Here is a 22,957-nt window from a genome sequence, read left to right as displayed (position 1 = left end):
TTACTCCTTTGGGTTGCGCGGTAGGGCGGTGGATTTCATGGTGCCATTACCATCGGCGCCATTGCTATAGCTGCCGGTCGCCCTGGCGCCGCCCGCGTAGCCGGTGCCGGCGTTCCAAGCAGCTGCCACATCGACGGCGTCGCGCGAGACGGCGACCTCGTGCACGCGCACACCCCACGCGCCCATCTGGGCGGAAATGGCGGTCACGGCCGCAGTCGCGGGATCGGCCAGCAGTGGGCTGGACTCCACGCCACGGTCCTCCCGGATGGCGGCGAGGAAGCGCTTGCGGGAAGCGCCCACCAGCATGGGGAATTCGGCGTCGAGGAACTCCGGCAGGGCCTTGAGCAGCGCCCAATTATCCTGCGGGGTTTTGGCGAAGCCTAAGCCCGGATCGAGCACGATATTATCGCGGCGCACGCCGGCCTCCAGCGCGTTATTTGCCAGGCGCTCGAGGGTCTCATGCACATCGCGCACCACATCGCCGCCGTGGTCGGCGCTACCGGCTGCGGATCCAAAGGCGCCTTCCTGCAGCGTGCGCCAGTGCATCAAACAGACGGGCACACCGGCCTCGGCCATCGCGCGATACATCTCCGGATCAGCTAGGCCACCGGAGACGTCATTAATCATGTCCACGCCGGCCGCTGCGGCCGCACGGGCCACCGAGGCGCGCATCGTATCCACGGAGGTGCGGATGCCCAGCTCGCTCAGCGCCTTAATGACGGGAACCACGCGGCGCTTTTCGACGTCCGCTTCTACCCGCACCGCGCCCGGCCGGGTGGACTCACCGCCGACGTCAATCATGTCCGCGCCCTGCGCCACGAGTTCGCGGGCGTGGTTGATGGCGGCATCGACGTCCAACCACTTACCGCCATCGGAGAAGGAATCCTCCGTGACGTTGACGATGCCCATCACCAGCGTGCGGTTGGCGATGGTCAGATCTGAGACCGAGGTTGCCTGCTGCATGGCGTGCTCCTTCTCGCTTTCGTGGTGAACCGGGGGTTTAGCTGCGAATCAGGCTGAGCACCTCGGCGCGGGAGGCGGCATTATTTTTGAAGCCGCCGCGCACCGCGGAGGTAGTCGTCGTCGCCCCCGGCTTGCGAATGCCGCGCATGGCCATGCACAAGTGCTCGCACTCAATGACCACGATGACGGACTGCGCACCGAGGACCTCCACCAAGGCGTCCGCTACCTGCTGGGTAAGGCGCTCTTGGACTTGGGGGCGCTTAGCGTACATATCCGCCAGGCGAGCAAGCTTGCTCAAACCGGTGACGTGGCCGTCTTTGCCCGGGATGTAGCCGATATGCGCCACGCCGTAAAACGGCACTAGGTGGTGCTCGCAGGTGGAATAAATGGGGATATCGCGCACCAGAACCAATTCTTGGTGGTCCTCAGCGAAGGTCTTGTGCAGGACCTCGGTCGGGTCCTCGTGCAGTCCGGCAAAGACCTCGCGGTAAGCGCGGGCCACGCGGGCAGGGGTTTCGCGCAAGCCCTCGCGGTCAGGGTCCTCCCCAACCGCAAGGAGCAGCTCACGCACCGCTGCCTCCGCTCGGTCTTGGTCAAAGGCGGCGCGAGCGGGAATGTGATTTTCAGGCATTAGTTATCTTCTTGCTTGTCGTCCTCGCGCGCATAGGGGTTCTTGCGGCGATCCTTCTCGTCCCAGCCGGGGGTAAACCACTGGCTGGTCTCAGCCTCAGCATCCGCGCCGGCATCCGGCTTGTGGTGCTTTCCACCACCGGTAGCGGGGCGTGCGGCCGGACGGGCCGCAGGCTCGGAAGACTCAGCAGACTGGCCGTCGCGGGACTGCTGGGTCGGCGTAGAGTTCGCGGATTCCTTAGCGGGGCCGCTGCCCAACTCGCGGGCGGTGTCCGGATCGACGTAATCGCCGGCGTGCTGACCAAAGTTGAAGCCCACCTCGCCCTTCGGCTCTTCGCCGGCAAGGCGGCGCTCGCGGGCGGCCCGGGAGGCATCGAGAAGCGTCATGCGCTTAGGCAGCTCCTCGCCGCGCTCTTTCGCCAGCTCAACCGGGGTCTTCACTGGGGCGTAGCCAATCTGGCGCGGGAAGCGGTCGTCCTCGCCTGGGAAGACGTCGAAGGCCTCGCGCGGCTCGATGCCGTCGAAAATGCGCTCCAGGTCAGGGCGGCGCAGGGTTTCCTTCTCCAGCAGGGCCTCGGCCAGCTTATCCAGGTAGTAACGGTTATTGCGCAAGATGTCATAGGCCTGCTCGTGCGCGCGCTCGAGCAGGTAGCGCATCTGCTCATCAATCTTGGAGGCAACTTCATCGGAGTAATCGATGGAGCCGCCGCCACCCATCTGGCTGAAGGGATCGCCCTGTTCCTTGCCGTACTTCACGGTGCCCAGGTCCGGCGAGAAGCCGTACTCGGTGAGCATGGAACGAGCGATCTTGGTGGCGTTTTCAATATCGGAAGACGCACCGGTGGTCGGCGCACCGAAGACCAGCTCCTCGGCCGCGCGGCCACCCATGGCAAAGACCAAACGGGAGAAGAGCTCGTCGCGGGTGTACATGCCCTTGTCGTCTTCCTGGGAGGTCATGGCGTGGCCGCCGGTGCGGCCGCGGGCCAGGATGGTGACCTTGTACACGCGCTCAATATCCTTGAGTGCCCACGCAGAAAGCGTGTGTCCGCCCTCGTGGTAAGCGGTGACCTTCTTCTCGTGCTCGGAGATGATCTTGCCCTGGCGGCGCGGGCCGCCCACGACGCGGTCGGTGGCCTCTTCCAAGGCGTCATAGGTGATGACGTTGCCGCCGATGCGGGCGGTCAGCAAAGCGGCCTCGTTGAGCACATTGGCCAGGTCCGCGCCGGACATACCGGCGGTGCGCTTGGCCAGCTGCGCTACGTCAACCTCCTCTGCCAGCGGCTTATTCTTTGCATGCACGCGCAGGATCTGCTCGCGGCCGGCCAAGTCCGGGTTGGTGACCGGAATCTGGCGGTCGAAGCGGCCCGGGCGCAGCAGCGCCGGATCCAGGATGTCCGGGCGGTTGGTGGCGGCGATGAGGATTACGCCCTCGCGGTCACCAAAGCCGTCCATCTCTACCAGGAGCTGGTTGAGGGTCTGCTCGCGCTCATCGTGGCCGCCGCCGGTACCGGAACCGCGCTGGCGGCCCACGGCGTCGATCTCGTCCACGAAGATAATGCAGGGGCTATTTTCCTTCGCCTGCTTGAACAGGTCGCGCACGCGGGAGGCACCCACGCCGACGAACATCTCCACAAAGTCAGAACCGGAGATGGAATAAAACGGCACGCCGGCCTCGCCAGCCACGGCGCGGGCAAGCAAGGTCTTACCGGTACCCGGAGGGCCATAAAGCAGCACGCCACGCGGAATCTTGGCACCCAGCTCGTGGTAACGAGTGGGATCTTCCAGGAAGTCCTTGATCTCCTGCAGCTCGTCCACGGCCTCGTCCGCGCCGGCCACGTCCTCAAAGGTATTGGTCGGCATATCCTTGGTCAGTTCCTTGGCCTTGGAACCGCCGATGCCAAACATGCCACCAGCGCCCTGCTGCATGCGGGACATGAGCCAGAAGAGCACGCCGAAGAGGATGAGCATCGGCAGCAGCATGCTGAGCATGGAGCCCAAGAAGGATTCCTGCGTGACGTTGGTCTGGTACTTCTCGGCACCGGAATCCTTGACGGCGTTAAAGACCTGCTCGGAGGCGCGGGCCGGGTACTTGGCCACGATCTCCTGCACGCCGTCGCGCTCGTCTACCGTGATTTCGTCCTTGAGCTTGATGCGCAGGCGCTGCTCGCGGTCATCGATTTCCACCTCATCGACGTTTTTGTCCTTGAGCTGGGTCAGCGCAACGGAGGTATCCGCTTGCACGTAGCCGCGGGCGTCGTTGCTAAAGAAGGTAAAAGCGTACAGCGCGATAAGGATGAGGGCCGCAATCCCGCCGTAGCGAAGAATCTTGTTGTTTTTCATTACTGCGCGATTTTAGTTGGTGGTATAGACATCGGGGTGGAGGGTGCCCACGTAAGGCAGATCGCGGTAGCGTTCCGCAAAGTCCAGCCCGTAGCCGATGACGAATTCATTCGGGATATCAAATCCCACATCCAGCAGGTCAATATCGGCCTTGACTACCTCCGGCTTGCGCAGCAGGGTGACCACGTTCAGCGAGGCAGGGTTGCGGCCTTCCAGGTTGCGGATGAGCCACGACAGCGTGAGGCCCGAATCGATGATGTCTTCCACGATGAGCACGTTGCGCCCGGCAATATCACGGTCCAAATCCTTCAAAATACGCACCACGCCGGACGAGGAGGTGGAGGCACCGTAGGAGGATACGGCCATAAACTCCAGCTCGGAGGGGATAGATAGCTTGCGCGCAAAGTCCGTGAGGAAGAATGCGGCGCCTTTGAGCACACAGACCAACAGGAGGTCTTGCTCAGAGTCGGCATACTTTTCCGAGACCATATCCGCGAGTTCTTGGACGCGGCTTTGCAGTTCCTCTTCTCCAATGAGGATTGCTTCTACATCGTCACCGTAGCGGTTTGCGGGAACGGCGAAGTCTTTCTTGTCGTGCACGTGTGCGCTCCTTTAATGACCAGACAATAGTGCCAGTTTGCCACCTATACGGGCTACTTCCAACCTCTGCCCCACCTCCCGCGCCGATCGCACGGCCACCGGGCCTTGCCCGTGCCAGTGGGTGCACAGCTTGCCGACGTCCCCCACTCCCCTCCTTGTTACCTCTACTCCCTCGCTGACCAGCCACGCCGCGATTGCCCGCCGGCGCCTTGGTTCCGCCATCGCCGCCAGCTCAGCGCAGTCGGTGGTGGGTGGGGTGCGCAGGGCGGCGTCGTCAAGCGCGGCGTCGCCTGCGGCTTGCGCCAGCGCTGGCACCGCGTCCCCGCCGATGATGCGGCTCAACTGCGGAATGACCTCGCGGCGCAGCGCCACGCGGCGGAAATTCGTGTCCGCATTCTGCGGATCCTGCCACGCCGAAAAGCCCAGCTCCGCGCAAGCGCCCTCGGTATCGGCCCGGCGCACGTTCAGCAGCGGCCGCACCACGCGGGCGCCTTCCACCTCGCTGCGCTCGCCCATGCCGGTCACCCGCCCACGCAGCGCGCCGAGCAGCAGCGTTTCCGCCTGGTCATCGGCCGTATGTGCCACGGCCACCTCTAAGTCTTCGCCCGCGCACGCGGCGGCCAGTGCCCGATACCGCGCCACCCGTGCGGCCGCCTCCATCGACTCCGCCCCCGCTGCAGCGCCTGCCTCAACGCTAAGCACCTCCGCCCGCGCGCCCAGCGTTCGCGCCTGTTCGGCCGCGCGCTCTGCCTGCGCCCGCGAGCCGTCCTGCAACCCGTGGTCCACGCACAGCGCAAGCACGTCGTGCCCCTCCGCCACGAGCGCCGCCATGAGAGCCAGCGAATCCGCGCCCCCGGACAGCCCCACCGCCACTGCGTGGTCAAGGCCCGCGGCGCGCACGCCGCGCCGACACGCTAGAAAGTGCGGCGAAACCCGCGGCCAAAAGGGCTTATTAGAACTCATGCAGTGCGGAAGCCAATGCGTCTTGAGCCTTGCGGGCGGCCAAGATATCGCCGTCATTCACAAGGAAGGCAAAGGCATATACGCGCCCGGAATTGCCCTGCGAGGTGCCGGCTAGGGCCGAGACCCCGGTCAGCGTGCCCGTCTTGGCGCGCACATAGCCCTTGGCCGCGGAATCGCCATAGCGCTCGTACAGCGTGCCATCGCCGCCGGCCACCGGCAGGTAGGACACCAGCGGGCGCAGGCGCGGATCCTTGACCGCGCCATTAATGAGCTGCGTCAACAGCCCGGCCGTGAGCCGATTGTCCACCGAGAGCCCGGAATTGTCCTTAATATCCACGCCCTCGACGTCGAATCCTTGCTCCCGCAGCACCTCGAGCGTGGCCTGCGTATCGCCCTCAAAGCTGGCTTCCTTACCGCGGGAAACCGCCAGCTCGCGCGCAATGGCCTCGGCCATGACATTATCGGAATGGCGCACCATTTCTCGGGCGCGGTCCGCTAGCGGCGGCGAATCCACGCTCGCCACCTCCTGCGCATTCTCTGCCACAGAGCCCATGCCTACCTTGCCCGCGCCGAGGCGATCGCCTAGCTGCTTAGCGACGTCCAAAGCAGGCTCATGACTCCTCGGCACATCACCCGTCGTCGCGCCCAAGCGACCGCCGTAGAGCATGGCCGGTTCCATCGGCGCGACGAAGCCGCCGTCCACGTTCTCCGGATCCCAGCCCGGGGCCTGCGCCTCGCCGGACCACACGGAGGTATCGATGTAGACACCATCGACCTGCTCGACGTTTTTCGAAATCTGCTCGGCCAAATCGTCGAGCTGTTCGTGCGTCATCCACACATCGCCCGCGGCCTTGATGACCACGTTCTTTTCGTTTGACCCACGGTAGACCTTGGTGGTGATTTTCTCATTCTCATCCAGCGCTAACGTCGCCGCCGCAGTGGTGAGGACCTTCGTGGACGAGGCCGGGGTAAGCCGCTTATCTGCGTCGCGCTGCCACACCACGTCACCGGTTTCGGTATCGATCACCTCGCCGCCGAAAGTGGCAAGGTCCTTATTCTTAGCGAGCTCATCCAGCTTCGCGCTCAGCGCATCCAGGTCCACCTCGCCCGGCTCTGCTGCGCTCAACGGCTCCTCAGGAGCCTCGACCGCCTGCGCCTCTCCGTGCGAGAGATCGCCGTATTCGCGCTGAAGGGTAACGCCCAGCGCAGCCGTACCTCCGACCGCTGCTGCTACCACGAGCGCGGTCGCTGACCACCAAACATGCTTTGCTTTCATTGCCTTTAACCCTAGCGCGAATCCGCAACGCGCTAGACTATGGGCAGTAATTGATACCCAATCCCCCATGGAGGACATCGCTGTGAGCGTTGAAGTAACCATTGAAATCCCGAAGGGCTCCCGCAACAAGTACGAGGTTGACCACGAGTCCGGCAAGGTCTACCTCGACCGTTACCTGTTCACCCCGATGGCTTATCCGGCTGACTACGGCTTCATCGACCACACCCTGGGCGAGGATGGCGACCCGCTCGACGCCCTGGTCATCCTGCCGGAGCCGGTCTTCCCGGGCGTTGTAGTTGAGGCCCGCATCGTCGGCGTCTTCAAGATGACCGACGAGGCCGGCGGCGACGATAAGCTGCTCGCCGTCATCGATGACCCGCGCTGGGAGCGCTACCAGGACATCAACGATGTGGAGCAGCACATCAAGGACGAAATCGAGCACTTCTTCGTCCACTACAAGGACCTGGAGCCGAACAAGGAAGTCACCGGCTCCGGCTGGGACGACAAGGCCGAGGCAGAGAAGATCCTCGACGAGGCAAAGGCTCGCTTCAAGTAAGCGCTTCTGCCGCACGCTAACGGCGGCACTGTGAAGGTACGTTTCCGCAGACGGTGGAGACCGAAGAGGTTTCCCACCGCGCGCCGAAGCGTACCTTTCGCGTTTTCCGACTAATCACTGTCGTTCACGGTAAATAGTGGCGAAAAATTGCGTGTTTCGGGGCGTTATTTGCCGTGAACGCCAAAGGCACCCGTGGACGAAAACCGCGCCTTAGGAGCCACAATGGGAGGCAAGCGAGCCGTCGAGCTCAGATTCCGGGGTATCAGGAGCGATGGGGTCCTCGGCGAACTCCTCGCCCGTGCACGCCTTGTCCTTGGCAGTAGTGAGCATGAGCGAGCGGCTGTCCGGGTAATCCAGCACCACGTTGGCGGAGGCGTAGCCGGCGGTCGGCTCGCCGAAGGTGCGCACGTTGTCCAGGCCGCGGAAGGTCAGGAGGGTGACTTCGGCGGAGGAGGCGGCGTCGATGGCGGCAACGAGGAGCTCCGCGTTGGTCGGGTCCTCTTTGAAGGCCTCGCGGGCGCGCTGAAATTCTTCGCTCTCGCCATAGATTCCGGTATACGCTGCGGTATCCACCATCGCGGTGTTTATACGTTTTTCGCTGGTGTTGAAAGGAATATAGGGCTTGCCCAGCAGCGCCCCGCCATAGGAGGGGCCGAGGAAGTACACGGCGGCGAGCACCGCGATAAAGGCAACGCCGAAGAGTCCGCCAAAATTTTCAGCACAGTTTTTATTCTTTTCGACCTCCTGTGCGCAGCACGTAGCCGCGCAACGGTTCAACAAGGACAATGGCAAGAAGCGTGACCACCCAGCCCACCGCCAGGAAGCCGAAGGCCATAAGCAGGCGAGCGCTCACATCGACGTCGCTTTGCTCGACGTTGGAGAAGAACATCAGCGAAGCAATTCCGCCGCCGAAGAGAAAACCGAAGGAGCTCAAGGCCACGACCGGCCCCATGACGGTCAGCGCCCCGGAGCGGAACTGGAAGCCGCGCGGCACGCCCATCAAATCCAGAGAGCGGATGAGCTCCTTGTCCTCGAAGATGCCGGAAACCTGACCCAGGATGATGGACATGGTGGTCAACGTGAAGCCGAAGACGAGGGTTAGTACAACGCCAGTGGAGATGTCCTTGAACACCACGTTCATCCCGGGATCTTCTTTGAGCACCGAGGCCAAGGCATCGGAGCCCAGGGGCGCGGCGACGAGGAAGCCGGCCAGGTAGCCGAAGAAGCCGATGGCAGCGCTGCGCCGCCATGCCGGGCGGGCATTGCCCGCCACGCGCTTGCAGGCCACGAAGTGCGCGGTTCCGGGGAGGAGGGAGAAGACGTGCGCGCCCAGCTGCAGGATGAAAGGCGCGATGAGGTTGATGCTCATCAGCATGCCAAACATGACCACGATGACCATCGCGGTGGGCGGGCCCGCCTTGCCCGTGAGGAACACTCCGCCGACTGCCACGATGATGAGGAAGACGATGGCGCGCCACCAGCGGTAGGCCGCGGGCATCTGGCGTTTGGCCACGCCCAGCGGGCTCACGCGCACGCGGCGCATGCCGTACAGTGCCGCGCCGATGGCCAGGAGAAAGAGCACGCCGGCCACAGCTATATATCCCCACCAGGGCAGCAGAATCTCTGTCAGGTCAATGGGCCGCATCTGGAAGTCCAGTTGGGTAAAGACCGGTGCGACGAGTAGGCTAATCAGCCCGCCGAGCACGATGCCGATCACCGCCTGGAGGCCGGTTTCCACAATGGCCATGCGCTCCACCTGACTGGAGCTTAAGCCCAGCAGGCGCAGGGTGGCCAGGCGCTGCTCCCTGCCGGACGCACCCAGGACGGCGGCCTGCGAGGTGAGGTTAAACAGCGCGGGAAGAATGAACGCGCAGGCAAAGAGAGCCAGGGCGAACCAGGGATAGAGGAAGGCCTCCATCTCGTTGCCAAAGGCCTCCTTGAGGGCGGGCGCGGCGTCCTCGACGTGCTGGGCGCGCTCCCAAAACATCCAGGTACCACCCGCAACCAAAAAGGCGATGGCGGAACCGATGGTCAGGCTCACAATCGCCAATAGAGAGACGATGCCCGTGCCCGAGCGCGCGCGAATGGATTCGCGCTGCAGGTAATAGACCAAGGTGGCGGTGTTCATCGAATCACCCCAGGCGGCGGTCGTCGTGAATGATGCCATCGCGAATCTCCACGCGGCGCTGCATCCAATCGGCCACCTTCGGGTCGTGCGTGACCATGACCAGGCTCGCCCCGGCCTGGCGCACGATGGTGGTGAGCATCTGCATGACCTCGTGGCCGGTGGACTGATCCAGCGCACCGGTCGGCTCGTCGGCGAAGACAACGCCTGGGTTCGCCACCAGCGCACGCGCAATGGTCACGCGCTGGGCCTGGCCACCGGAGACCTGCGCCGGGCGGCGGTCCGCCAGGCCACCCAGGCCCAGCTGATCGAGAAGCTCCATCGCGCGCCTGCGGGCCGCACCCCGCCCCATACCGTTAAGCATGGCCGGCAGCGCCACGTTATCCACGTTGCTGAGCTCCGGCAGCAGCTGGCCGTCTTGGAAGACGAAGCCGAAGTTGCGCAGGCGGGTGCGGGAGCGGGGGCCGTCGCCAAGCGCGGAGAGCTCCTCGTCGCCGTAGCGCACGCTGCCGTGCGTAGGCGTCAGCACGCCGGACATGCAGTGCAGCAGCGTGGATTTGCCGGAGCCGGACGGCCCCATGACGGCCACGAGCTCGCCCGGTTCAATGTCGAGGGAGATTCCAGCGAGCACCGGGCCGCCGCCGAAATCCTTGGTGATGTCTGTCAGGGAAAGTGTCTTTGCCATGTCTCTCATTCCACCGTGCCGGGCCCGCGGAAAGAACAGCCCTAGCGTTGCTCTTTAAGGTAGTGCCAGCACTACCCCTGCAGTTCGGGGCGCCCGTTATGCTGTGAACCGTGTTCCGTAAAAAGCCCCAACCCACCACGCACGAGCAGCAGCAGGCGCAGCAGATTGCGCAGCTCACGGCCTCGCGGCGCGCCATCGCGGACGCCTACGAGGTGGAGCGCGCCCGCATCGAGCGCGACCTGCACGACGGCGCGCAGCAATACCTCGTGGCCGCGAGCATGAAGTTGGGCGAGGCTCTTCTCGACGCCCCCGCTGACCTCACCGAGCTCCTCACCGCTGCAAAGCAGGACGTGGACCGCGGCCTGAATTCCCTGCGCGCCACGGTGCACGGTATTCACCCACAGGTGCTGCAGGATCACGGCCTGGTCGCCGCGCTTGCCGACGCCGCCTCCTCCCACGGCCCCCACGTCAGCGTCTTCGCCCCGCATCCTCTGCCTGAGCTCTCCGCCTCCGTGCTGGCCTGCGGCTATTTCTTCGGCACGGAAGCTTTGACGAATGCGGCCAAGCATGCGCCGGGCGCGCCAGTTTCGGTGCTGGTGACCTCGGACGATTCGCTGCGCATCACCGTGGTGGATGAGGGCCACGGCGGCGCACAGGTCGTCCCCGGGCACGGCCTGGCGGGGATGGCCGAGCGTCTTGCTGCCTTCGGTGGAGAAATGTCTTTGTCCTCACCGCCTGGCGGCCCGACCCGGGTGGCCGGGTCCATTCCCCTTCTTCTCGATCGCGGACAGCCAGGAGTGTAAAAGATGAGCTTAAGGATTGTGGTAGCGGATGACTCCGCCATTCTGCGCGAGGGCCTGGCCGGCCTGTTGGAGCGCCGCGGGCACTCTGTAGTGGGCCAGGCTTCCTCTGCTCCTTCGCTCGAGGCTGTGGTGGATAAACTGCGCGACGACCTGCCGGACATCGTCATCACGGACGTGCGCATGCCGCCGGGCATGGGCGACGATGGTTTGAAAGCCGCCGTGAATTTGAGAAACGCCTACCCGGGCCTGCCCGTCATGGTGCTCTCCCAGTACGTAGCCCCTGCATATGCGGTGGAGCTCTTCGACTCCCCCGAGGCCGGCACCGGCTACCTTTTGAAGGACCGTGTCTCCGAGGTGCGCGACTTCCTGGCCAGCCTGGACGTGGTGGCCCAGGGCGGCACCGTCATCGACCCCACCGTGGCTCAAGCTCTCATGAGCTCCGGACGCAGCGGCTTGGGCGAGCTCAGCCCGCGCGAGCGCGAGGTTCTCGAATTAATGTCCCGCGGCAAGTCCAACAAGGACATCGCCGCCGAGCTCGTTTTATCCGCCGCCGCGGTGGCCAAGCATGTCTCCAACATCTTCACCAAGCTTCGCTTAGACCCCAGCGAGGACAACCGCCGCGTCAAGGCGATTCTGGAGTACCTCTCCGCGCACCGTTAAAACGCGCACGCAGGCCTGCGCGGGGCCAGCGCCGTGTGCGTCACTTTGACCCGATGCGCCACTCAAGAATCGCCGCGGGCAGCCCGCACGACGCTCACGGTAAATAGCGCGCAACCCCCATGTTCCGGCGCTATTTGCCATGAACAACATTGACTCCTCACACGAACCGACGATCCAAGTGCCACAGCCAGATCCGTGGCTTGCACCTGCGTGCTCTCCGCCAAAATTCGTTCTTCAACACGACGAATCACGCGGTCCCTCGCATCCAAATTCTGAGCAGTCGTGGCCTAACTTTCTGGTCGGATTGTGCTCTGATTCAGCAAGGTGCGAGTTTTAACCTTCACAAGGTTGAGATTCCACAATCGGGCCTCATCGACCATAGCGAATTCGGTGGTTTCCTCATCCGAGATGTCGACTTCGACGGTGACAGCATTGTCTGCGGAAGAAATGACGGTGTAGTTAAGCCCTTCAAGCCTGTCAATTAAGGTAGTGACCGCTTCGCTTCTCGGGGAGGTCTTGCCCGAAAGCGCAGTGGCAAAATCAACGAGCTTTTTCTCATCGGGTGCTTCATCGCCGCTGTCGATGAAGCAATATTGTTGAATTGGCGATCCATCCTCTGCAGGGGCGATGAAATGATCTTCCGCTGAACCAACTTTCGTAACCGTAAGCATCCCCGTGACGTCCTCAAACGCTAGCTGCTCCCGTGGACTGCGGTTATTGCAGGCAAAGTGAATGGTGTCGCCTTCCGTTTTGGTGATAACAATCCCTGAATCGCCAGTCATGTATTCGTAGGCGGGTTCGACACCTTCCCAATAACTATGCAGGTACTCGTTGAAAACACTCAACAAGCCTGACTTTTGTCCGGTTCGCAGACGAAAGCTTGCGCTATTGCTAACGCCATCGGTAAGACGAATGCTGTTTTCTGTCTCTTTATCAATGAGTAGGAACTCAGCGCCAAAGGTCTTAAGCCTCATTGCAGTGGGTGCCGTTCCTTGACGGACTGCAAATTCAAGGCTCAGGTTATATTCGCTGTGAGGCTCGAGGAACACGCCGATACGGCTTTCTATGGTGATGCCATCGATTTCAAGCGTGCCTTGTCGAAGCTCTGTCCGCATCCCTGTAAGACTTTGCATCAAAAATTTCCCTTTCAACTCAGATGAATGTTGAAAACGTGGCGGAGAAGACCCACTCTCACTATGAACAGCAAGCCGTACCGTGGGCTGTACGCCACTCTAATCACGACCAAGACAGGTTCGCCTGAATTCACCTCGGTTGCCGCTGGAAATTGAGGCCCTGCGCACATCCACCGCGGATGCCAAGGACTTGGCCCAAGGCATACTTTAAGCCTCGACTACAAGAGGTTAAGCACTGAAGCAGATAACTGTTTGGGCTACAAGTCTAGCGAGACAAGAGCTAAAGCTGCTGGAACAGGCAATTGACTCAACGGGCCGAGCACACAGTTTTCGACGCACCTGGTTGCTCACGGCTCTTCTCGGACGCGGAACACGGAGCAGCATAAGAACCTATGCGTGACTAGGGTATGAGACATGAAAAACGTTCAACCAACTGAAGTACCAGAAGGCGCTCAGCTCATTGATGTCCGCGAGAATGATGAGTGGGCGGTGGAGCGCGCGAAGGGCGCGACCCATATCCCGATGAGTGAGATTACGGGTCGCATCCAGGAAATCGATCCAGACAAGGACATCTACGTCATCTGCCACGCAGGCGGCCGCAGCATGCAGGTCTGCCAGTATCTGGAGCATGCGCTGGGCTGGGACACCATTAACGTCGATGGCGGCACGGATAAGTGGAAGGCTGCCGGGCTTCCCATCGAAACGGATTAATTGGCCTTAACCAATCTTTTGGGATTATTATGATGGTATGGCTTCCACGAATAATTCTGTAATCCCAACTGCCCTACTCGAATCCCCGTCGTTCCAGCTGGAGCGCCTCCGCCGCCGCACCCGCGATGGCGTCGAGGCTGCCCTGCAGACCAAGCAGACGACGCTGCGCGAGTACTGGGTCCTTACCTGCCTGGTGGACGCGGATGCCGCGTCGCAGTCCTACCTCTCCGAGACCCTGGCCATTGATGCCTCTGACATGGTGCGTCTTATCGACGCCCTCGAGGACCGCGGCTGGGCCAAGCGCGAGCGCGATCCGAAGGATCGCCGCCGCCAGATCGTCGCGTCCACCAAGAAGGGCGCGAAGGTCCACAAGGACCTGGCGGAGCTTGTTGCCACTGCCGAGGACGAGGCCTTGGATGAGTCCACCAATAAGCAGCTCAAGCACCTGCGAAAGTTGGCCAAGTCCATCATTGCCGCGGACGAGGACGAGGCATAAATGGCGGGCCCCGAATCGCTCGTCCCGCAGCAGTACCTTCTAGGTAGCGCGGCGCCGCGGCCGCGTACGCTGTGGGACATCATCACCACTACCGCGGAGATGCACCCAGACGCCGCCGCGCTAGACGACGGCGAAATCATCACCTACTCCGAGCTCATCCACGAGGTCGAGCTGTGGGCCACCGAGCTGCACGCCAATGGTGTGCGCCGGGGCGATCGCATCGGCATTCGGATGACCTCCGGCAAGCGCGAGCTCTACCTCGCCATTTTGGCGACCCTGGCGTCGGGCGCGGCCTACGTGCCTGTCGACGCCGATGACCCAGACGAGCGCGCCGAGATGGTCTTCGGCGAGGCCGATATCGATGGCGTCTTTACAGATGAAGGCTTCCGCTTCCTGCGCGATTCCGCGCGCCCATACGCCCCCGACAGGTCCGCCGAGGAGCCGGCCGAGAACCCCAATGCCCCGCGCCCAGAAGACACCGCGTGGATCATCTTCACCTCCGGTTCCACCGGCAAGCCGAAGGGCGTGGCCGTGAGCCACCGCTCCGCGGCCGCCTTCGTGGACGCCGAGGCCAGCCTCTTTTTGGTCAATCACCCGCACGGGCCACTCGGGCCGGAGGATCGTGTGCTCGCCGGGCTGTCCGTCGCCTTCGATGCCTCCTGCGAGGAAATGTGGCTGGCCTGGGGCCACGGTGGCTGCTTGGTTCCGGCACCGCGATCCCTGGTGCGATCCGGCATGGATTTGGGCCCGTGGCTCATCCGCCGCGATATCACCGTCGTGTCCACCGTGCCTACCCTGGCGGGCCTGTGGCCGGCCGAGGCGCTGGATAATATCCGCCTACTCATCGTCGGCGGCGAAGCCTGCTCGCAGGAGTTGGTGGACCGCCTGGCCACCGAGGACCGCGAGATGTGGAATACCTACGGTCCTACCGAGGCCACCGTCGTCGCCTGTGCGCAGCAAATGCTGCCCGGACGGCCGGTGTCCATTGGCTTGCCGTTGAATGGGTGGGACCTGGTGGTCGTCGATAAGCAGGGCATCCCTGTGGAATTAGGCGGCGTCGGCGAGCTGGTGATCGGCGGCGTGGGACTGGCGTCCTACCTGGATCCGGCCAAGGATGCGGAGAAGTACGCCCCGCTGGAGTCGATGGGCTGGCAGCGTGCGTATCGCACCGGTGACCACGTGCGCCTGGAGGAGGACGGGCTGTACTTCGTCGGCCGCGTGGATGACCAGGTGAAAATTGGCGGGCGCCGCATCGAGCTCGGCGAAGTCGAAGCCAACGTTGCGGCCCTGGATAACGTCTATAACTCGGCCGTGGCCGTGCAAAAGACCCCCGGCGGCGAGTCCGTCCTGGTGGGCTATGTCTCCCTCGAGGATGAGGCCAAGGGCTTCGATCACGAGGCCGCGCACGCCCGCCTGGCCGATACCATGCCGGCCGCACTCGTCCCGCGCATCTGCGTGATGGAAGAACTGCCGGTGCGCACCTCCGGCAAGGTAGATAAGAAGGCCCTGCCGTGGCCGCTGCCCGGAGTGGGCGTGGAATCGACCACGCTGACCGAGACCGAGAAGTGGCTCGCGGAGCTGTGGGTAGAAACCCTCGGCGTGTCCGTGGAAGACGAGAACGCCGACTTTTTCTCGCTCGGCGGCACCTCGCTGGCGGCCGCGACCCTCGTGGGCCATATCAGGGAGCGCTACCCCACCGTGGCCGTGCGCGACCTCTACGACCACCCGCGCTTGGGCTCGCTGGCCGAGCTCATTGCGGGAGCCGAACCGCGCCCCGCGGCTGCCGATGCCCCCATGCGCGAGGTCACCAAGGTCGGCTTCGGCACCCGCCTCGCCCAGACCCTGATTCAGATTCCCGTCATGACGCTGGCCGCCTCCAGCTGGCTGGCATGGCTCATGCTGGGTTCCACCGTGGCAGCATCGCTGGGCTTTGAGTGGGCCGCGGCCTATCCGTGGTGGCTGGTCATCGCCATGCTCATCGTCTTTGTCACCCCAGTCGGACGCATCCCCCTCGGCGGCTACGGTGCACGTCTTATTACGGCCGGCATTAAGCCGGGCGATTACCCGCGCGGCGGTTCGACGCACCTGCGCATCTGGGCGGCCGAGCGCTGGGCTAATGCCTCCGGCGCGAGCTCCCTGGCCGGTGCCACGCGCGTAAATAACTACGCCCGCGCGCTCGGCGTCAAGGTCAAGCGCGGCGTGGACCTGCACTCCCTGCCGCCGGTGACCGGCCTGCTCACCCTGGGCAAGCACGCCGCCATCGAGCCCGAAGTGGACCTCTCCGGTTATTGGCTGGATGGCGATATCCTGCACGTGGGCGCCATCGACGTCAAGGAAGGCGCTCGCGTGGGCGCACGCTCCACGCTGCTGCCTGGCACCGTGGTGGGCAAGTATGCCCACGTGGAGGCCGGTTCCACCGTTACCGGCCGCAAGAAGATCAAGGACGGACAGCGTTGGTCCGGCTCGCCTGCCCAAAAGGTGGGTCGCTCCAAGCACCGCTTCCCATCCCATACGCCCAAGCGCCGGCCGTGGTGGGTGGCCATTTATGACGCCACCTCCATCCTTCTCGCCATCCAGCCGGTTGTTGCGCTGGCGGTAGGCGCGGCCATCGTCCTCGCCCTCGTGCATTCCACGGGTGGCGATAGCTTCGTCGGTGCGGTCTTCTTCGCGCCCGTTGGCGCGCTCGCGGCCTTTGCCACCTATATGCTGCAGACCTGGCTGGGCGTGCGCATTCTCTCCCTGGGAATTAGCCCAGGCGTAGCACCCGTTCGCTCGGCCAAGGGCTGGCGCCTGTGGGCCATCGAGCGCCTCATGGACGAGGCCCGCACCAAGCTCTTCCCGCTCTATGCCTCCCAGCTGACCCCAGCGTGGCTGCGCTCGCTCGGCGCGGAGATTGGCGCCAACGTGGAAATCTCCACCGCGGTCATGATCCCCAAGCTCACCGAGGTCAAAGAGGGTGCCTTCCTGGCCGATGACACCATGATCGGCGGCTACGAGCTCGGCGGCGGCTGGATGCGCACCGGCGAGACCAAGGTGGGCAAGCGCTCCTTCGTGGGCAACTCCGGCATCACCGCGCCCGGCCGCAAGCTATCCAAGAACTCGCTGGTTGCCGTGCTTTCTTCTACCCCGAAGAAGACGAAGGCCGGCGCCAACTGGTGGGGTGCGCCGCCAGAGCGCATGCGCCGCGTGACCGTAGAGGTGGACTCCCCCGCCAACTCGGGTGAGGCGCTGACCTATAACCCGGGCTTTGCCGTCAAGGCCGCCCGCGGCGTGGTGGAAACCATGCGCCTTTTGGCACCGATGTTTTCTGCCATGCTGCTCGCGGCAACCCTCAGCGTCTACGACTCGCTTCTCGACGCCCTCGGCTTCCCCCTCACCTGGCTCCTTTCCGGCCTCGTGCTCATGGGCATGGGTGCGGTGGCCATGGCCGTCACCGTCGCGGTGAAGTGGATCTGCGTGGGCAGGCACCGCGCGGCCGACCACCCGCTGTGGTCCGCTTTTGTTTGGCTCAATGAGTTGCAGGATACCTTCGTGGAGGTCGTCGCCGCGCCGTGGTTCTTCCAGCACACCTACGGCTCCGGCGAGATCAACCTGGGCCTGCGCGCCCTCGGCGTGGAAATCGGCCGTGGTGCGTGGATCGATTCCTACTGGTTCCCGGAAACGGACCTCATCCGCGTCGGTGAGGCCGCCACCGTAGGCCCTGGTACCGTGGTGCAAACCCACCTTTTCCAGGACCGCGTGATGAGCCTAGATACCGTCACCATCCAGGACGGCTCCACGCTGGCCGCCCACTCGGTGGCGCTGCCGGCCTCGCTCATCGGCACTGCGTCCACCGTAGGCCCCGGCTCGCTGGTTATGCGCGGCGACCGCGTTCCCACCAACGCCGTGTGGCAGGGCAACCCCATCGAGCCGTGGGAGCGCTAGGCCGCCGACAGTAACCTGCGCCCTACCGCGCGAAGTCCTGATACTTAATCATTTCGCCGGATTTGAAGTCCCAGGCCTCCACCCGGACGCGGTCAGCAAAGACCTTGACCCGCAGTCCGGTGGAGGCCTCTTCCTTTTCCTTGACAATTTTCTCGTCATTATCGCCATCCGGTAGGTACTCATTGAGGATGGCACCAGTGTTGACTACTGGGAAGCCGGTGCGGCCAGCCTCACCGGTACCGTCGTAGCGGCGGGTTCCCCACCAGTTATTTTGGTGCAGCGAGGAATGGCTGTGGCTGCTAAACCACACGATGTTGTTGTACTTATTGACCACATTGGAAAGCGCCTCGAGGTCCTCAAAGTCATTCTGGTACCACGCCGAATGGGACATCGAAACCGTCTGCGGCAGCAGTGGATGGCTAAAGACCAGCGCCGGTGTGCCCTTGGCATCCCAATACGCCAGGCGCGCATCTAGCCAGTCGAGCTGCTCCTTGCTGATGCGCTGGAACGGCTCCTTGCCGTGGCGCAGAATATCGGAATAAAACTCGGTGTTCACCGAAATGAGCGGCACCCCATCCACCACTTCTTCCTTCCACGGCTTATCTTGGCCGGAGTATTTGAGGAAGCGCTCCAGGTAGGTCTCAGATCCTTCCCTGCCATACATTTCGTGGTTGCCGATGGTCCACAATTCCTTGCCCGATTCGTGCGGCACCTCGCTGTGCGCGGCCAAGAAAGCATCCCACTGCCGCTGCGAGCCATCGTCCACGAGGTCGCCGTTGAGCACCAGCGCCCCGGCCTTATCCTCCATGCCGTTTAACTGGCGGACCGCGTCTTTGTAGTCTTGGGGGTCGCCTTGGACGTCGGAAAGCACGTCCACGGTAGCCTGCGGCGAGCCTTGAAGCTCACCGAGCGGCTTGACGACGCCCACATTGTCCACCGCCCACCACCAGTCATCATTGCCGTTGTTGTAGCTGAAGCTAACCTGCATATTCTTCGCGCCGGCCGGCACGTCCACGCCAATGGACTCGTGCTTGGAGAATACGTCTTTGTCGAAGGCGGCGATTTCCTGGGCTTCCCCACCATCGAAAGAGACCGTCACCGTAGCATTTTGCCCGTCCTTGCCCTGGCGGTAATGGTGGTCGAATTCCACATTCACCCGCTCCTGCCCCGCCACCGGGATGGCCGGGCTCTTTAATCCCGCGGTCATGGAATCACCCTCGGCCAAGCGCTGCTGCTTGTTGTCGATGATGGCGAAAGTGTCATGCGCCTGGGTGAAATAGTGGCGCATATCGGTACCAGATGCCCAGGTCCAGTGGCGCATATCGCCAAAGGTCCAGCCCTTCCAGCGGGCCTCGCCCGAGTCCACGCCGTGCACGTCCGCGCTCCACCCCTCCGGCGCGCGGTGGGTAAACCATGCCGGGGTATCTATCCCGTCGAAGCTTTCCTGCCACAGCACCCGCGACTCAGCGCCTTCCCCCGGCTGCGCATCGTCCCCCGCGGAGGAACCCTCGGACGAGCCCTGGGAAGACCCCCAGGAAGATCCCAACGATGACCCCAAAGAAGAACCAAAGGAGGAACCAGGAAGTGAGGACTGGGCCGCCGCAATGGGCGCGCCCACCATTCCGGTGAGCGCCAGGACAGAAGAGAAAGCACAGAGTTTATTTTTCATAATTCAATTTCTATCCGGCCTGGGCAACGAGGCGGTTACATATACGTAAACTCTTGGCAAGCACTGTATGCCTGCCAAGAGTTCTCGCTTTGAGGTCCACGTATTTTAGGCGTGGCGGTCGAGCCAGTCCACGACGGTATCGAGGGCCTGATCGGCAGCCGGCTCATTGAAGACCTCATGCTTCTGGCCTTCCCAAGTCACATACTCCACGTCTTCAGAAGAGATGGAGTTGTACCAATCCTGGGAGAAGTACGGCGGCACGATGCTGTCCTTGGTGCCGTGCATGATGAGCGTCGGTGCGGTGAAGAGATCCGCATTGACGGCGTCATAGTTCGCGATTGCTGCCAACTGCAGGGCGGTACCGGCGCTGGTCTTCTGCGCGATGAGCGGGCTCGAGGCATACTCGTCCTTGACCGCCTGGCTGGTGGAGACGCCATCCGTAAACGGGTTGGAAAGCTTGATGTCCTTGCTCCACTCTGGCGACTGGGCACCGATTTCAGTGCGGTGCGGAATCAGGTTCTGTGCATAGTGCGCATTAAAGCTGGTGAGTTGGGCCAGCGGCAAGCGCTCAAAGATGATCGGATCCAGCTTCTTCTGGGCCTCAGAAATATCCTCCGGAGTGATATTCTTTCCGGCCACATTTTTGCCCGAAAGGTTCAGTGGCGCACCGCCACCGTTGGTGATGATGCCATCCACCTTGCCCGGCTCGCGGATGCCATAGGCCTCCACGGTCAGCGAGCCCATCGAATGGCCCAGCAAGAAGGTCTTTACTCCCTGGTTTTCCTCCTTGGCCATGTCCACCACATGGTCAAAGTCATCCAGGATGTACTGGAAGTTATCGATGTGCCCCAGTGGCACGCTGCCGCCAGCGGACTTGCCGTGGCCGCGGTGGTCTACACGGTAGACGTTGTAGCCCGCATCCAGCAGGCGCTTGGCGACGTAATCGTATCGCCCCGAGTGCTCAGAAACCCCGTGCGCAAGAACCACCGCACCGCGTGGGTTGGCCACCTTCTGCTTGCGGTAGTAGATCTTGACGCCCTCGCCGTGAGCGCTGTAGAAGTAGCCGTCCTCATCGGATACCTGCTTTTCCGAGACAGTTGGGCGCCCCAATACGTCTGGTTTCTGGTCTGCCGCGGGCGCAGGCGCCGGGGCTTCCTGGGCGATTGCCCCTGCCGTGAGCGTGCCAGATACCGCAACTGGTGCCGCCAGTACTGCTGCCGCCGTCAGGCAGGCGGTTACGTGCTTCTTCATCATCACTGTCTCCTCATGGTGCTGTAGGTCATATCCTTGTGCTAGATGAGATTGAGATAACAGTGATGCTAAATATTCTAAGACGGAGACCACAAATAGTTTTCGACAATGTTACCTACGGTTCCGTAACATAACCGCCCGGAAATAACCCTTTAAAATCCACAATTTCCCGCGAAACTATTCCTCCCTATTCACCCCCTTTTGGTACCCCGAAACAAAAAGCGGGAAACCCGGAATTACCGAGTTTCCCGCCCATTGTGCGGCTAATTTAGCTCAACCTAGTCACCAATCTGGTCGCGACCACGCTTGACGATGTTCTCATCGACCTCGCCCACCAGCTCGTGGTCCTTGTTCGTGTACTCGAACTTGGATAGCACATAGCGCATGGCGTTAATACGGGCGCGCTTTTTGTCGTTGGACTTAATGGTGATCCACGGCGACTCTTCCGTATCCGTGTAGCGGAACTGCTCTTCCTTCGCGCGGGTGTAGTCATCCCACTTATCCAGCGAAGCCAGGTCCATCGGGGATAGCTTCCACTGGCGCACCGGGTCGATCTGGCGGATAGCGAAGCGGGTGCGCTGTTCCTTACGGGTAACAGAGAACCACAACTTAGTCAGAGAGATTCCCGAGCCGAGGATCATATTCTCCAACATCGGTACCTCACGGAGGAACTCCGCGTGCTGGCTTTCGGTACAAAAGCCCATAACGCGTTCCACGCCAGAGCGGTTGTACCAAGAGCGGTCAAAGAAGACGATTTCGCCACCGGCCGGGAAGTGCTCAATATAGCGCTGGAAATACCACGAGGTAGATTCACGTGGCGAGGGCTTCTCCAGTGCCACAGTGCGGGCACCACGTGGGTTCAGGTGCTCATTAAAGCGCTTAATGGTACCGCCCTTGCCGGCCGCGTCGCGACCTTCAAAGAGAATGATATGGCGCTGGCCAGTCTCCTTGGTCCAGTTCTGCCACTTCAGCAGCTCAATTTGCAGCGCGCGCTTAACAGACTCGTACTCATCGCGAGTCATACGCTCATCGTAGGGGTAATTTTCACGCCAAGTCTGAACCGGGGAACCATCCGGCATGATTAGCGAAGGATCATCCTCATCGGTTCCATCGACGACGTAGCCGTCAGTTTTTGCCAGGTCGATCTCGGGAAGGTCGTCGTCTTTAATATCAGCCATGCATTTAGTGTAACCCGAATGTAGACATCAAGCGCGCCAAATTTTCGCTTTTACCCCTGCCCCCAAATGACCAACAAAACAAAAAGAAGGCCTACCGAAACGGTAGGCCTTCTTGCTTCAGCGAGCGTTAAAGCTCAGAACTGAAGGATGTTCTTATGCGAACATGCCGAGCAGGTCGGAAGCGCCCTTAGCGATCTCGATGAACGGCTTCATGATGTCAGCGTAGAAGTTGAAATCGGAAACCAGAGCAGCCCACTCGGTGTCCAGGAAGTTTGCAGAGCTCATCAGGAAATCAGACATTTGAATTCTCCTTGAAAGTTAGAATAGGTGGTTAATTACTTGGAAGAAAGGGAGGACATTGCCGGAGCAAAGTCAGAAGAGGACGGGTTGTCACCGAGGAAGCCGATGAAACCGAGAGCGTTGCCCAGAGCCTCAGCGGTATTGTTGATGACCTTGCCCCAGCCCTCCCAGGTGGTAACAAAGTTGTCCAGGTGAGTGATGATGGTGGAGAGATCCATGTTTGAACTCCTACATATAGATCCGAAGCTATTTGCCGCGGAGGGGTTTGCAGTTTGCAGACACCCTCAGTGGGCGTCACAAGAGATATTTTGGCACAAGTTTGAACGAAATCAAGTCAAATTTGCGTAGATATCCCAACACGCAGGCAGCTTGATAAGAATCAGTTTATAGTTTATGGCAGTCATTGAAAACTTCTTACCTTAATTGAAAGCCCCCTGAACTGGCCCTTTACATCACGCTTGAAATAATTGGGCAAAATTGAACTTAGCACTGTAACGCTTTCCGGTGTAACAGCCGATAGATAGACGCAAAACCCGCCCGCTGTGAGCGAAAAACTTTTTTAAATTCCACCCCTCCAGTTACCCCTATACGGGGTCAATGGGGCGCATGGTTCGTGTGTTAAAAGCTGTGGTGGCGATTGGCGCATCATTTTCCGCAGTGGATTGCCTGAGTTTTCTTTGCACTAAGGCCCAAA

At 62.0% G+C, this 22,957-nt stretch carries 21 protein-coding genes; 6 read left to right on the top strand and 15 right to left on the bottom strand.

Features of this window, described 5'->3' with window-relative positions; all coding sequences use genetic code 11:
* The 6 genes from folP to dacB are packed head-to-tail and all read right to left on the bottom strand — an operon-like array spanning position 1 to position 6,772.
* Positions 1-963: a dihydropteroate synthase gene (gene folP / locus QKD99_RS02395; RefSeq protein ID WP_347950614.1), complete on the bottom strand. Its 963-nt coding sequence runs from the start codon at positions 961-963 to the stop codon at positions 1-3.
* A 37-nt stretch (positions 964-1,000) separates the two neighbouring features.
* Complete coding sequence (gene folE, locus QKD99_RS02390) at positions 1,001-1,594, bottom strand: GTP cyclohydrolase I FolE (protein WP_250410816.1); 594 nt, start codon at positions 1,592-1,594, stop codon at positions 1,001-1,003.
* Positions 1,594-3,933, bottom strand: a complete 2,340-nt coding sequence (gene ftsH, locus QKD99_RS02385) for an ATP-dependent zinc metalloprotease FtsH (protein ID WP_250412909.1) — start codon at positions 3,931-3,933, stop codon at positions 1,594-1,596. Before ftsH ends, folE begins: the two co-directional genes overlap by 1 nt.
* A gap of 12 nt (positions 3,934-3,945) precedes the next feature.
* Positions 3,946-4,533 (bottom strand): hypoxanthine phosphoribosyltransferase, encoded by a 588-nt coding sequence (gene hpt / locus QKD99_RS02380; protein WP_204610938.1) that lies wholly within the window; start codon positions 4,531-4,533, stop codon positions 3,946-3,948.
* 12 nt (positions 4,534-4,545) lie between these two features.
* The gene (gene tilS / locus QKD99_RS02375) at positions 4,546-5,496 is read right to left on the bottom strand and encodes a tRNA lysidine(34) synthetase TilS (RefSeq protein WP_347950613.1); all 951 of its coding nucleotides are present in this window, start codon (positions 5,494-5,496) and stop codon (positions 4,546-4,548) included.
* Positions 5,486-6,772 (bottom strand): D-alanyl-D-alanine carboxypeptidase/D-alanyl-D-alanine-endopeptidase, encoded by a 1,287-nt coding sequence (dacB, locus tag QKD99_RS02370; RefSeq protein ID WP_347950612.1) that lies wholly within the window; start codon positions 6,770-6,772, stop codon positions 5,486-5,488. Before dacB ends, tilS begins: the two co-directional genes overlap by 11 nt.
* Before the next feature lie 67 nt (positions 6,773-6,839).
* Here dacB and QKD99_RS02365 point away from each other — a divergent pair, with 67 nt between their 5' ends.
* Entirely contained in the window at positions 6,840-7,328 is a 489-nt protein-coding gene (locus tag QKD99_RS02365) for an inorganic diphosphatase (RefSeq protein WP_347950611.1), read from the top strand.
* A 210-nt stretch (positions 7,329-7,538) separates the two neighbouring features.
* On the opposite strand, the gene QKD99_RS02360 is transcribed toward QKD99_RS02365, so the two are convergent.
* From QKD99_RS02360 to QKD99_RS02350, 3 genes are read right to left on the bottom strand one after another with little or no spacing between them, the layout of a single operon-like run.
* The gene (locus tag QKD99_RS02360; RefSeq protein WP_005325650.1) at positions 7,539-8,006 is read right to left on the bottom strand and encodes a S41 family peptidase; all 468 of its coding nucleotides are present in this window, start codon (positions 8,004-8,006) and stop codon (positions 7,539-7,541) included.
* A gap of 49 nt (positions 8,007-8,055) precedes the next feature.
* Positions 8,056-9,495 (bottom strand): FtsX-like permease family protein, encoded by a 1,440-nt coding sequence (locus tag QKD99_RS02355; protein ID WP_347950610.1) that lies wholly within the window; start codon positions 9,493-9,495, stop codon positions 8,056-8,058.
* Positions 9,461-10,138 (bottom strand): ABC transporter ATP-binding protein, encoded by a 678-nt coding sequence (locus tag QKD99_RS02350; protein WP_347950609.1) that lies wholly within the window; start codon positions 10,136-10,138, stop codon positions 9,461-9,463. The genes QKD99_RS02355 and QKD99_RS02350 overlap by 35 nt, the downstream gene beginning before the upstream one ends.
* Before the next feature lie 110 nt (positions 10,139-10,248).
* Here QKD99_RS02350 and QKD99_RS02345 point away from each other — a divergent pair, with 110 nt between their 5' ends.
* Both QKD99_RS02345 and QKD99_RS02340 read left to right on the top strand, forming a co-directional pair.
* Complete coding sequence (locus tag QKD99_RS02345; protein ID WP_005325646.1) at positions 10,249-10,941, top strand: histidine kinase; 693 nt, start codon at positions 10,249-10,251, stop codon at positions 10,939-10,941.
* Between the two features lie 3 nt (positions 10,942-10,944).
* Positions 10,945-11,601 (top strand): response regulator transcription factor, encoded by a 657-nt coding sequence (locus QKD99_RS02340; RefSeq protein ID WP_005325645.1) that lies wholly within the window; start codon positions 10,945-10,947, stop codon positions 11,599-11,601.
* Between the two features lie 287 nt (positions 11,602-11,888).
* Here the strand turns inward: QKD99_RS02340 and QKD99_RS02335 are convergent, their stop codons facing one another.
* Complete coding sequence (locus QKD99_RS02335; RefSeq protein WP_347950608.1) at positions 11,889-12,734, bottom strand: hypothetical protein; 846 nt, start codon at positions 12,732-12,734, stop codon at positions 11,889-11,891.
* Between the two features lie 414 nt (positions 12,735-13,148).
* Here QKD99_RS02335 and QKD99_RS02330 point away from each other — a divergent pair, with 414 nt between their 5' ends.
* Genes QKD99_RS02330 through QKD99_RS02320 form a run of 3 tightly spaced genes read left to right on the top strand, consistent with a single transcriptional unit; the run spans position 13,149 to position 17,865 of the window.
* Positions 13,149-13,445 (top strand): rhodanese-like domain-containing protein, encoded by a 297-nt coding sequence (locus QKD99_RS02330; protein ID WP_005325643.1) that lies wholly within the window; start codon positions 13,149-13,151, stop codon positions 13,443-13,445.
* Between the two features lie 37 nt (positions 13,446-13,482).
* Positions 13,483-13,941 (top strand): MarR family transcriptional regulator, encoded by a 459-nt coding sequence (locus QKD99_RS02325; protein WP_005325642.1) that lies wholly within the window; start codon positions 13,483-13,485, stop codon positions 13,939-13,941.
* Positions 13,942-17,865: a Pls/PosA family non-ribosomal peptide synthetase gene (locus QKD99_RS02320; RefSeq protein WP_347950607.1), complete on the top strand. Its 3,924-nt coding sequence runs from the start codon at positions 13,942-13,944 to the stop codon at positions 17,863-17,865.
* Positions 17,866-17,887: 22 nt separating this feature from the next.
* Here QKD99_RS02320 and QKD99_RS02315 read toward each other — a convergent pair whose 3' ends face one another.
* The 5 genes from QKD99_RS02315 to QKD99_RS02295 form a co-directional block, all read right to left on the bottom strand.
* Positions 17,888-19,534 carry a metallophosphoesterase gene (locus tag QKD99_RS02315; RefSeq protein ID WP_347950606.1) on the bottom strand — a complete coding sequence of 549 codons (1,647 nt, stop codon included), beginning with the start codon at positions 19,532-19,534 and terminating at the stop codon, positions 17,888-17,890.
* Positions 19,535-19,639: 105 nt separating this feature from the next.
* The gene (locus QKD99_RS02310; RefSeq protein ID WP_347950605.1) at positions 19,640-20,788 is read right to left on the bottom strand and encodes a lysophospholipase; all 1,149 of its coding nucleotides are present in this window, start codon (positions 20,786-20,788) and stop codon (positions 19,640-19,642) included.
* 275 nt (positions 20,789-21,063) lie between these two features.
* Positions 21,064-21,963, bottom strand: coding sequence for a polyphosphate kinase 2 (gene ppk2 / locus QKD99_RS02305; protein ID WP_005329883.1), 900 nt, complete (start codon positions 21,961-21,963; stop codon positions 21,064-21,066).
* A gap of 153 nt (positions 21,964-22,116) precedes the next feature.
* Positions 22,117-22,263: a hypothetical protein gene (locus tag QKD99_RS02300; RefSeq protein WP_284767036.1), complete on the bottom strand. Its 147-nt coding sequence runs from the start codon at positions 22,261-22,263 to the stop codon at positions 22,117-22,119.
* A gap of 35 nt (positions 22,264-22,298) precedes the next feature.
* Positions 22,299-22,481, bottom strand: a complete 183-nt coding sequence (locus tag QKD99_RS02295; protein ID WP_284767037.1) for a hypothetical protein — start codon at positions 22,479-22,481, stop codon at positions 22,299-22,301.
* Positions 22,482-22,957 lie beyond the last annotated feature (476 nt).

This window comes from Corynebacterium sp. c3Ub_189 (assembly GCF_039907195.1).
In the GTDB taxonomy this organism is placed as follows: domain Bacteria; phylum Actinomycetota; class Actinomycetes; order Mycobacteriales; family Mycobacteriaceae; genus Corynebacterium.
Note: the sequence above shows the minus strand (reverse complement) of the source record. Positions and strands in the feature narration are given on the sequence as shown.